This is a genomic window from Marinomonas sp. A3A, assembly GCF_018336955.1.
GTDB classification, from domain to species: Bacteria; Pseudomonadota; Gammaproteobacteria; order Pseudomonadales; family Marinomonadaceae; genus Marinomonas; species Marinomonas lutimaris.
On sequence record NZ_CP025532.1, the window covers coordinates 3,577,415 to 3,588,235 of the forward strand.

Annotated in this window: 11 protein-coding genes and 1 rRNA gene; 3 read left to right on the plus strand and 9 right to left on the minus strand. The window is 39.1% G+C overall.

The annotated features are described in order from the left end of the window. Positions 1-44: 44 nt before the first annotated feature. On the minus strand, positions 45-1,028 hold the full coding sequence (gene rluD / locus CYL31_RS16765; protein ID WP_212916307.1) for a 23S rRNA pseudouridine(1911/1915/1917) synthase RluD: 984 nt from the start codon (positions 1,026-1,028) through the stop codon (positions 45-47). A gap of 159 nt (positions 1,029-1,187) precedes the next feature. On the opposite strand from rluD, the gene CYL31_RS16770 reads away from it, so the two are divergent. Further along, positions 1,188-2,030 carry an outer membrane protein assembly factor BamD gene (locus CYL31_RS16770; protein ID WP_212916308.1) on the plus strand — a complete coding sequence of 281 codons (843 nt, stop codon included), beginning with the start codon at positions 1,188-1,190 and terminating at the stop codon, positions 2,028-2,030. Between the two features lie 16 nt (positions 2,031-2,046). Here CYL31_RS16770 and CYL31_RS16775 read toward each other — a convergent pair whose 3' ends face one another. Continuing rightward, a complete protein-coding gene (locus CYL31_RS16775) occupies positions 2,047-2,700 on the minus strand; it encodes a glutathione S-transferase (protein ID WP_283248228.1) in 654 nt (217 codons plus the stop codon). Between the two features lie 132 nt (positions 2,701-2,832). Next, positions 2,833-3,045 carry a cold-shock protein gene (locus tag CYL31_RS16780; protein ID WP_212916310.1) on the minus strand — a complete coding sequence of 71 codons (213 nt, stop codon included), beginning with the start codon at positions 3,043-3,045 and terminating at the stop codon, positions 2,833-2,835. A 474-nt stretch (positions 3,046-3,519) separates the two neighbouring features. Between CYL31_RS16780 and CYL31_RS16785 the strand changes: the two genes are divergently transcribed. Then, positions 3,520-4,731, plus strand: coding sequence for an ammonium transporter (locus CYL31_RS16785; protein ID WP_212916311.1), 1,212 nt, complete (start codon positions 3,520-3,522; stop codon positions 4,729-4,731). A gap of 105 nt (positions 4,732-4,836) precedes the next feature. Continuing rightward, positions 4,837-5,313: a tRNA-uridine aminocarboxypropyltransferase gene (locus CYL31_RS16790; RefSeq protein WP_283248229.1), complete on the plus strand. Its 477-nt coding sequence runs from the start codon at positions 4,837-4,839 to the stop codon at positions 5,311-5,313. Here the strand turns inward: CYL31_RS16790 and CYL31_RS16795 are convergent. The 6 genes from CYL31_RS16795 to rrf all read right to left on the minus strand — a co-directional run bounded on the left by CYL31_RS16795 (position 5,303) and on the right by rrf (position 10,693). Continuing rightward, the gene (locus CYL31_RS16795) at positions 5,303-6,010 is read right to left on the minus strand and encodes a fumarylacetoacetate hydrolase family protein (protein WP_212916313.1); all 708 of its coding nucleotides are present in this window, start codon (positions 6,008-6,010) and stop codon (positions 5,303-5,305) included. The genes CYL31_RS16790 and CYL31_RS16795 overlap by 11 nt on opposite strands. 27 nt (positions 6,011-6,037) lie before the next feature. Beyond that, positions 6,038-6,676, minus strand: coding sequence for a cupin domain-containing protein (locus CYL31_RS16800; RefSeq protein ID WP_212916314.1), 639 nt, complete (start codon positions 6,674-6,676; stop codon positions 6,038-6,040). A 258-nt stretch (positions 6,677-6,934) separates the two neighbouring features. After that, positions 6,935-7,855, minus strand: a complete 921-nt coding sequence (locus CYL31_RS16805; protein WP_212916315.1) for a porin — start codon at positions 7,853-7,855, stop codon at positions 6,935-6,937. Between the two features lie 425 nt (positions 7,856-8,280). Then, positions 8,281-8,826, minus strand: a complete 546-nt coding sequence (locus tag CYL31_RS16810) for a DUF2058 domain-containing protein (RefSeq protein ID WP_212916316.1) — start codon at positions 8,824-8,826, stop codon at positions 8,281-8,283. 150 nt (positions 8,827-8,976) lie between these two features. Next, positions 8,977-9,186 (minus strand): cold-shock protein, encoded by a 210-nt coding sequence (locus CYL31_RS16815; RefSeq protein ID WP_012071288.1) that lies wholly within the window; start codon positions 9,184-9,186, stop codon positions 8,977-8,979. A gap of 1,392 nt (positions 9,187-10,578) precedes the next feature. Beyond that, positions 10,579-10,693, minus strand: a 5S ribosomal RNA gene (gene rrf / locus CYL31_RS16820). Positions 10,694-10,821: the final 128 nt, after the last annotated feature.

The following is a 10,821-nucleotide window of genomic DNA, read 5'->3' on the forward strand; positions in this document are numbered from 1 at the left end:
AAATAAAAAAAGGCAGCCGAAGCTGCCCTTATAACACGACCAAATTAGAAATACTCAGAGTCATTACTACCAGACTCCACCATATCTCTCTTAAGGGCATCTAATAGTTTCTTCATATCATCTGGCAAATCAATTTCCCATTGCATCCACTCACCGGTAATCGGATGAGACAACTCCAGCTTCTTCGCATGAAGAGCCTGACGTCGGAAATGACGCAACTCATCCTGCAGCTCTGGAGAGCATGCCTTTGGCATTTTCAAACGTCCACCATACTGAGGATCACCAACCAATGGGTATTGGATAAATGCCATGTGAACACGAATCTGATGAGTACGCCCAGTCTCTAATTTTAAACGAATGTGTGTGTGGTTTTTAAAACGCTCAACTAAACGATAATGGGTTACCGCGTCTTTACCGTTTACGGGCTCTACCGCCTGTTTTTGGCGGTTATGAGGGTGACGGCCAATTGGCTCATCAACCACACCACCGCCAGTCATTACACCAATAGAAATTGCTTCATACTCACGTCCCATGCTGCGCTCTTGCAACTGAGTCACAAGATCTGTCTGTGCCGCTAATGTTTTAGCAACAACCATCAACCCCGTAGTTTCTTTATCAAGGCGATGAACGATACCTGCACGCGGAATATGTGCGGTCTCTGGTGCATGGTGAAGAATCGCATTCATCAAAGTGCCATCTCGGTTACCCACCGCAGGATGAACAACCAAACCAGCAGGTTTATTAATGATAATGATGTCGTCATCTTCATAAACAACATCCAGCTCCATTTCTTGAGCTTCATGTTCTTCTTGAGCTTCGATTACGATATCTAATGTCACCACTTCACCGCCAAACAATTTCTCTTTTGGCTTAGTGATTTTACCATCAACCTTCAAGACACCTTCTTTAATCCAACTTTGGATACGAGAACGTGAGTAGTCGCTAAACAACTCTGTCGCGATCTGATCAAACCGGTTGCCACCCAAATCGAAAGGAACTTGGGCTTCTTTTACTATGCGCTCTGCCATACAATGTACTTTAGTCTGTTGTTTTTAACTCAATAATTTTATCATTGGGTTAAAAGTGAAAAAACGTGTAGCGCCTTGCACTTCATCATCTTTCGCAATTTAACGCTACAAAATGCCGATTGAGGCTAATCTACTACCATATCAAGGTTTTGATTATACATGGGATTTCATCACTCGTTGCTCCGATTCTCTGGAATAGTAAGTTTTTCTTTATTCATTGTCGCCTGTTCAAGCAAGCAGGTACAAGAACCAGACCTGCCTGAACGCGTCTATTACGACAAAGCTCAACAAGCTCTGGACGAAAATCTGCCATCCACTGCGATAAAACATCTGAAAGATTTAGACTCACGCTATCCATTTGGCGAATTCAGTACCCGCGCGGAACTGGACCTAATCTACGCTCAAATGGAAGCCAGTGACTTCATCGCTGCTCACGCTTCCGCTGAGCGATTTATTAAGAATCACCCAGAACACGATTCTGTCGATTACGCTTATTATATGAGAGCTTTGTCCACCTACAAAGGCGCCGAAAGCTTAATGTCACGCTACTTGAACCTCGATCCAAGTGAAAGAGATTCAAAAGAACTGGCAAAAGCCTTTAATGAGCTTGCTGATTTTACATCACGCTTCCCCAAGAGCACTTACGCTCCTGATGCTAAAGCACGTATGTACTATTTACGAGAGATGGTAGCGCGCCATGAAATACAAGTCGCACGCTATTATCTGAAAAGAAAAGCACCTCTTTCTGCATTACGTCGTAGCCAAGAAGTTATTCAAAACTACCCAAGTACGCGCTCTGTAGAAGAAGCATTAGCAATTAGTGTCCAGTCTTATAATGACTTGAAGCAGACAGATTTAGCGCAAATCAATTTTAATGTGCTAAAACAAAGTTTCCCGAAATCATCATACATTGACAATCAGGGTAACTTTGTCGCCATCCAATTACCAAGCGACGCTGATCCAGGCTTTATATACTGGGTAACGTTTGGAATGATTAATTAATCGGGATACACACCGCTTAGTGAGCAGGAAAGAGTATATTCTCTTGCCCTGCTTGCCAAGCGGAATGCTTGATCATTACCACAGACTTGAACATACAGGAATTAACAAATCCTGCTAACCATCGTATTACATTATGGTATTGAGATGACTCAAACCATTCTTGATTAACACCAGCAAACTGACGCACAAATGGAAATAGTGCAATATCCGCCACACTAATGTCATTTCCAAATAGAAATTCATTTCTACTTAAACGCTTATCCAATCGACGTAAAAAAACTTCGCCTTTATTACGATAATAGTTTTCACTGAACTCAGGATGTCGATCCGCGTATTTATAACGGTCTAACCAATGTTTAAAAAAATTATCGTTATACGCTATCCATGCTTTTATCTTATTTTGCTGACTATTTTTCAACGGCCACAGTTGATTCACTAGATTGCTATCATTCGACTGCGAGAGCGCCCAGAAAATAATATCCAAACTCTCAGGGTACCTAACGCCATCTATATCAATAAGTTGCGGTACACTTGATCGCCCACCCAACTTCAACAATGCGGCAGGTTTAGATTTCAAAATCACTTCACGTAAATGTACAGTTATCCCCAAGAGAGCAATGGTATATCTAGCTCTCATAGCATAAGGACAACGCCTAAACGAATACAACACAGGTAACAAAATAATCCCCTACTTTCTACAAGCCATACAAATTACAAACATAAAAAAACCATGTTCCTCATCAATACCTTATACAAAATAAAATATTTAAATGCATGGTTTTTTAGTAAATCAAAAGCTCAATTATACTGGGGTAACATTTTCAGCTTGAGGACCTTTTTGTCCTTGGGTAACTTCAAATGTTACTTTCTGGCCTTCCTGTAGAGTACGACGACCATTGCCATTTATAGAACGAAAATGAACAAAAACATCAGGACCGCCTTCACGCTCAATAAATCCAAATCCTTTTTCGTCATTAAACCACTTAACAATACCTGATACTAACTGACCTGACATAACAACCTCATTATTTGTGTTGCTCTTAAATAAGCAATCTTTTAACTATGCAAAAAGCAATTAAACTTTAAGCAACGCCTTAATGTTAAGTGCATTAAGTTAACACCAATCTAAAAATACACCAACCCATCGATAATATGTTGTAAAAAACAAAATAGAAAGTAAATGGAAAACAAGTATTGTTAAAAAAGGTAATAACTCTTAAATCAGATAATAAAAGCTCCTCTAGAGAATGGACAATAGCCTAAAGCCTCACCTCACAACCAAAGCAAGCAACCCGAAAAATACCAAAACAGTGCAAATGAAAAACCACCCATCCATTTAGCACCAAAAAAAAGCACAACTGGAACAATTATTGCTTTCCCAAAAATCAGTTCTAAAATCTCTCATAAAACAACTCAAAAAGCCCCAAAACAAAGCGCTTATGGATAAGAGAAAACCTTTTCGGTGCAAAAAAAACATTAGGAGCCACTTGTGATATCCACAAACAGTGCAGTAGACACGCTAATATCCAGTTCAAACACCCTTTTTATACTACTCGGCGCCATTATGGTATTTGCTATGCATGCAGGATTCGCCTTTTTAGAAGTCGGAACTGTACGCCATAAAAACCAAGTAAATGCGTTAGTTAAAATAATGACAGACTTTGCTATTTCCGCTCTTGTGTATTTTTTTGTCGGCTACCAAATCGCTTACGGCATTAACTTTTTTGATAGTGCCGCCGTGCTATCGCAGGAGCATGGCTATAGCTTGGTAAAATTTTTCTTTCTCATGACCTTTGCAGCCGCAATACCCGCCATTATTTCTGGAGGCGTTGCTGAGCGAGCAAAATTTTATCCAATGCTTATTTCTGCCGCCATTATCGTTGGTGCAGCCTATCCTTTTTTTGAAGGCATCGTATGGAATGGTAATTACGGATTTCAAAATTGGTTAGAAAAACAATATGGCGCCCCTTTCCATGACTTTGCAGGCTCGGTTGTCGTCCATGCTTTTGGCGGCTGGGTTGCACTTGCAGCCATTATATTACTTGGAACGCGACGCGGTCGCTTTAAACACGGAAAATTAGTCGCATTCGCGCCGTCAAATATCCCATTTTTAGCATTGGGCGCTTGGATACTTTGCATAGGTTGGTTTGGCTTTAACGTGATGTCAGCGCAAACTCTCGATGGTGTGAGTGGATTAGTCGCAGTCAACTCTTTAATGGCTATGGTAGGCGGCATTATCGCCGCCATGCTATTTGGAAAAAATGATCCAGGTTTTATCCATAACGGCCCATTGGCAGGCTTAGTTGCCATATGTGCAGGCTCCGACATCATGCATCCTATTGGAGCCTTAGCTACCGGAGCAATTGCAGGTGCGATATTTACAACTCTATTCACTATCATCCAGCAAAAATTCAAACATACAGATGATGTACTTGGTGTTTGGCCACTACATGGCGTTTGTGGAGCCTGGGGGGGCATTGCTGCAGGCGTTTTTGGATCAGAATCACTTGGTGGACTAGGTGGCGTTAGTTTTACCTCTCAGCTGTTAGGGAGCCTAGGAGGCATTATGATAGCAACGCTAAGTGGATTCATTGTTTACGGAATAGCAAAAGCAATCAGTGGCATAAGACTCAATGAAGAAGATGAATTTAATGGCGCGGATTTATCAATCCACAAAATTGGTTCGATTGGTAAAGAATAAGTCCCATGCTAAAAAGTAGCCTGATGTCACTTTAATTTTCAACTAAAGTGACATCAGTTTTTTTTATTTTCTAGTTAATCTTGAAATTGCTATAATCACCCATTTATTAGAGTAAAAGCGTTAATGAAAATTTGGCTAATAACGCACAGTGAAGAATTAAAAAAAAACTCAGGAACAGGAAGGCTAGTAAAAGAGACCTTAGGAAAAGAGTGCGAAATTATTGTCTGGTCTAGAATCGCGCCAAACGAAGCTATATTAAACCTATCACCATCCGATACTTTGCTGATTTATTTGTGTGAAAATGAAGAACAAAGAGCAATTAATGATAGCCAGATAGCTAAGGATAACATCATCATTATTGACGGAACTTGGCAGCAAGCGAGAAAAATGTATAACCAGTCACCTTACCTAAAAAAATTCCAGCACCATGAAATTAAAGATATCAAATCCTTATACACAAAACGTCGCAATCAAAAAAATATCGGTCTTTGCACTGCTGAAGTCGCTATTCATATTTTGACTGAATATAAACATCCAGCTGTGTCAGAATTATCTTATAAATTCACTGAATTTAATCAGTAACTCTTACTCTAATTTCACCCAAATGCTCGACCCAAGCCTGCATTTCGTCCCCAACAACGACAGCCCCAACATTCTCAGGTGTACCTGTCATAATTAAATCACCTGGTCGTAACTCAAAGACCTCTGACAGTTTACAAATAACCTCTTCAATAGACCAAGTTAAGTTTGAAACATGGCTAACTTGCTTAAGATCGCCATTAACTTTTAATCCAATTTCGGCTTCTGACACCTTAGAAGCAAGTTGGTCTGTTTTTAAATAAATAGAGCTTATTGGTGCGGATTCATCAAATGATTTACCCACCTCCCAAGGACGGCCTTTCTTTTTAGCTTGAGTCTGAAGATCCCGACGAGTCATATCCAAACCGACAGCATAGCCTAAAATAGAGGCTCCAGCTTGCTCCATCGTTAAATTACGACCACCCTCACCGATAGCCACAATGAGCTCTACTTCATACTCAAACTGCGACGTAGCCATAGGATAAGAAACACAAATAACTTCAGAAAAAGCAGCGGGAACAACGCAAGATGCATCTTTGGCAAAAAAAAATGGAGGGTCTCTTTCAGGATCATCACCCATTTCCTTTGAATGCGCTGCATAATTACGACCAACACAATAAACACGGCCAACAGGAAATACTTGATCACTTTCAACAATAGGTAAATAGACCCGAGATTGTTCCGCTACAATATTTTTCACTTAAACCTCAATAGAATATAGAAAGACCTAGAAATGACCTGACTTTAACCAGATAAAACAACCTGAAGCGACACTCCAGCGATCTAATCTAAAATCAGGCTCACGAAGCCAAGCTCCCGAAGACATTTGGATATCACCATATTTAGCCAGACCAGAAATAATAAATAACTCAACAGAAGCACATAAGTCCAATTCGTCTAATATATCTTCACTATTCTGAATACGAACCAGCCAAACTCGCTCATCTCCAAATTGATAAAGAGATAGAATTTCTGATTTTTCAGACGACCAGATACTAGAAGTATCTACATAGACCTGATTTAAATCATGGGGTTGAAACTGATGCAATTTGACGAATAAAAAGCAGCCATCACGACTATGAGGAGCATGGCTACTGCCAGGAGGATTTCTAAAATAGCTACCAGCTTTGAAGTCACCTTTTTCATCGGAAAAAACACCATTTAAAACAAGTATTTCTTCTCCCAAAGGATGGGGATGAGGACGAAACACAGAATCAGCTTCATATTGAACTAAACTCGTCGCATGACCCCGTTCAGTTTCTTCCCGCGCTAGAGGCTTTCTATAAACACCAGACATAGGACTGGCTACCCAATCAATTTTATCTGTATCCATGAATACTGTCTTAGCAAAATCCATGTTAAGCATAACTGACCGCCAACCTAATATTAAAAAATAAGTTTAACGGTTTGATCAAATAACAATCAAGTTTTTATTGTTCATTGAAATAGAAACAGCAGGCATAAAAAAAGCACCAGATGCTGCCACCTGGTGCCAAAAAATGCTCCAATAAATCCGCCTACAAGAGAAGAAATATGGAACCTTGAATGATCTTACTTAACGTAAGGCTCCTAGCCTTATTAGATCAGGAGCCTTAGAGTAAATAAAATCCTCTAGGAGAAGATCTTAGAAACCGTAGTAAACACCAACAGCTGTTGTGTCATCTTCAGTAGATTTAAATTGTCCTACTTCTGCAAAAACATATATGTTAGATGCTAGGCTATAAGTAACACCTACACCATATTCGTTAAAGTCATCAGCATTATCTGGATCTACATTCTGATAAGAAGCATATACATCACCAGAACCATAGCCATAACGAGCAGCTAGACCTGCAATATCTTGAGTATCTTCAGTCGTTTCATACTTAGCTGTCACAGACAAGCCATCTACAGGAGTAACTGTCACAGCCAAACCAGTTGTCGCTTCAGCATCAGAAGTGTTATTACGAGAATCATAACCCAAGGCAACAGAGAACATATCAGCAGAGTACTTCAACACAACCATGCTAGACAGTGAGTCGTAGTTATCGTTAGTTGCACTACCTTCACTAGCGTCGCCTTTCACCTGAATTGCAGTTTGCACTTCAAAACCATTAATAGAAGGTGAGAAATAAGCAATTGTATCGCCTTCCGTAGTATCTTCAGCATTTGTAAAGCTTGGAGACTCAAACTGATCTACCGCATCTTGAATAGCATTGTTGTAAATAGTATCAAATGAACCAATTTGAACTTTACCAAAGTTACCTTTCAAACCAACGAAAGCTTGGTCTAAATCTGCTTTACCATTATCATCTGCACCGGTTTTTTGGTCAGCATCAAATTCAAGCTCATACTTGAAGAAAGCAGTTAGATCATCATTGATTTTTGTTTCACCTTTCAAACCAATAGTTGAGCCATTATCTTCAAAGTTTCCGCCAGCATCTTTATCTACATATGCGTACTGGATGTTACCGTAAACATCTACTGTAGAACCTTCAGCGGCTTGAACTGACACAGAAGCAAGTGCTGCACTTGATACAGCAATAGCAATAATCGATTTTTTCATTCTCGTTTCCCTTTTAAATGTTTGTACGCTTTTCTTGTAGGCGCTTGATTTGTGCAAGCAACAGTCAAACAATCTAAACAATTCACAGAAATAGACAACCATTCGCAAGCTAATTGCATAAAGTATCCACCATACATGACATTTACTTGAAATATGTCATATAAAAAGGATTATAAAATATTTACAAAAAACAAAAAAAACATAAGAATCAAAACCTTATATTGAAATGAAATATAATGTGCATTAAATAAACAAAACAATGAAGTAGCAAAATATTCTAGAAAAATACCTATTGTGCAACTGCTAGCTAAGACCTAATAAACACTGTCTAGCTAATGAAGAGAGAACAAGAAAAAGAGTAAAGCAAGTGAAAGGAAGGCTAAACTAGAGGGTCGAAAAAACCCTCTTAAACATAAAAAATGCACTTACCACATCAAGTCATCGGGAATCTGAAAGTCCGCATAAGGATCATCATCAACACTTTCAACACGATTATTACAAACGAGCACACAAGATGAATCACGCTCATTTATCTTTACAGCGACAGGTTCAGGAATAATTTCGTACTGCTGGTCAAGCTTAACAATAGCTAGCCGGCCTCGACTCAAGTCATCATGCATAGATTGGCTAATATATAGCTGCTTCACTTTTTTATTATCAGTAAAATGATAAGCAATATCGCCATCCTGCTTTCGAACACGATTTTGTTCTATCATTTGTCGAATCTGGCCCTGTACTGCTTTTTGCTCAACAAGCTTCTGACGCTCCATATTCAAAGCCCGATCTTTCTCTACTTTCTCTTCCCTTTGGCGCTTCAACTCTTCTTGACGCCCATCATCTCCAGCAGCTGCAACCTTGCCCTTTTTTACCTTCTGTTTAAGCTGCAAAGATTCTGCTTTTAATTTCTTAACCTTCTTTTTATCAACAAGTCCAACGCCCAATAATTGCTCTTGTAAAGACTTCGCAGCCATTAAAACCTCCTAACCACTAACAAACATGCATCAATCCAACTTAGAAAGCTAGATCATGCTGTAAATCACAACCTATAAAAACAAAAAAAGCGACTTTAAAAGTCGCTTTTTAGCATTCGCACTGCTGAGAGTATCCTCAGCAACGTTACATTATAGAGGTGTAACGTTTTGAGCTTCAGGGCCTTTTTTGCCTTGAGCTACTTGGAATTCAACTTTTTGGCCTTCAGCCAAAGTTTTGAAACCAGAAGTGTTGATTGCAGAGAAATGAACAAAAACATCAGGACCTTGATCCTGAGTGATGAAACCGAAACCTTTAGTTTCGTTGAAAAATTTTACTGTACCAGTTACTACGTCAGACATGTCTGTTTATCCTGTAGGTTAAGTTAATTTATACGAAGATGTAAATCATCTACGTTATAGTGCTAAAAAAACTCGGTATTACTTATGACTTAACAGGACCGAACATACATGACGTAATATTCGCAACTCTGGACATAAATATTGCCAACTCTTTTAAACGAAACTGATTGTAGTCCGCTTTAAGCCACGGGGTCAATCATGTTCTACATAAATTTAACAAGATAAGCTAAATAAAAATACAAGCATATGTATGCTATTTTCCTATCTATATGTATTGTAAGACTTTTTTTCTATTTTGATCGAAAAAAAATATTAGAGAAAATATATAAAAATCTTTAACTTTTACATTTTTATTAGATAAGTTCTGTTAAATTAGTAACAACCTAGAATACTCTCACTCTTGTTTGCTCTGAACACCTATATATGCGCCCCTATATCAAAAAAGCATACACTCTAATATGGTGCATAAGGTAAATTCACAATACTTCTAATACTTTAGTTTGTGCTACGCATACGCTATAGAATTAGCCGTTCATTTTAGGGTAACAAAAAAATAAAATATCTATATGAAGCAATAACTTAAATATTATATAACGCCAACAATTCAAGATTGATTCCCAACACTTAAATTGCATCAGCTAAGAAACAGCGGACACAATAGCATCCAGCCCTATCCACCTAAAATCAACTGACAACCCTCCTAGTGAAGCAAATAACAAGCGTAACTCTGAAATAGGCATTTTTGTGAATAAAAACAACACCTATTTCCAAGATTATTTAACACATTTTGTCACCTGCCATTAACAATGGCTTCACGTATATAACCCAAACATAATTAACGCCAGTAGTGGGCGAATTCGCATTTGCAGCTTTGCATGCGATTATAGATTCACAAATTGAAAATACAGAAAAAAGAGAACATGAAGAGATGTAAGATAGATGCGTATGAGAGTGGAATAAATTTTCCGCTGCATCCATGCAGCTTAATTCATCCTGATAAGAGAGACAGAGCCTCCGTCCTGGAGGCGTAGGCAAATCCATTTACCCTCTGTCTAAAAATAATTTAACGAAGATCAACCGCATATGCAAGAAAAAACTGACTCTAAGCAACATGACTATCACCTTGCTATTGGGCGTTGAGGCAGGCGCAAGCGAACCGAAGGGCAAGGGGATTACTTTAACACGGATAGGCGCATTTCCTTGAGACGAAAAAAAGCCCTGACAGCGTTAGCTATCAGGGCCTTCTTAATATAAAGCTTGACGACGATATATTATCACATGCGTGCCTTTGATAAAGAGCCCCACACGTGGAAAAGGTTCTTGGATGACGTGATTGCTTGAGACGAAAAAAAGCCCTGACAGCGTTAGCTATCAGGGCCTTCTTAATATAAAGCTTGACGACGACCTACTCTCACATGGGATCTCCCACACTACCATCGGCGATGGCGCTTTTCACTTCTGAGTTCGGGATGGGATCAGGTGGTTCAACGCCTCTATGATCGTCAAGCAATTCGTTTTGCGTTTGTTTTGAGATGCACTATGTTGTGCGCTGACTTTTTATCGTTAGCTTGTCTCAAAACACGCGAATACGTGCTTGGATCTTTAACAATTCTTTTTTGAAATAGCGATAATCAA

Coding starts and splice junctions, on each gene's coding strand:
- rluD (WP_212916307.1), bottom strand. CDS start 1,028: ATGGCAGAGCGCATAGTAAAAGAAGCCCAAGTTCCTTTCGATTTGGGT.
- CYL31_RS16770 (WP_212916308.1), top strand. CDS start 1,188: ATGGGATTTCATCACTCGTTGCTCCGATTCTCTGGAATAGTAAGTTTT.
- CYL31_RS16780 (WP_212916310.1), bottom strand. CDS start 3,045: ATGTCAGGTCAGTTAGTATCAGGTATTGTTAAGTGGTTTAATGACGAA.
- CYL31_RS16800 (WP_212916314.1), bottom strand. CDS start 6,676: ATGCTTAACATGGATTTTGCTAAGACAGTATTCATGGATACAGATAAA.
- CYL31_RS16805 (WP_212916315.1), bottom strand. CDS start 7,855: ATGAAAAAATCGATTATTGCTATTGCTGTATCAAGTGCAGCACTTGCT.
- CYL31_RS16810 (WP_212916316.1), bottom strand. CDS start 8,826: ATGGCTGCGAAGTCTTTACAAGAGCAATTATTGGGCGTTGGACTTGTT.
- CYL31_RS16815 (WP_012071288.1), bottom strand. CDS start 9,186: ATGTCTGACGTAGTAACTGGTACAGTAAAATTTTTCAACGAAACTAAA.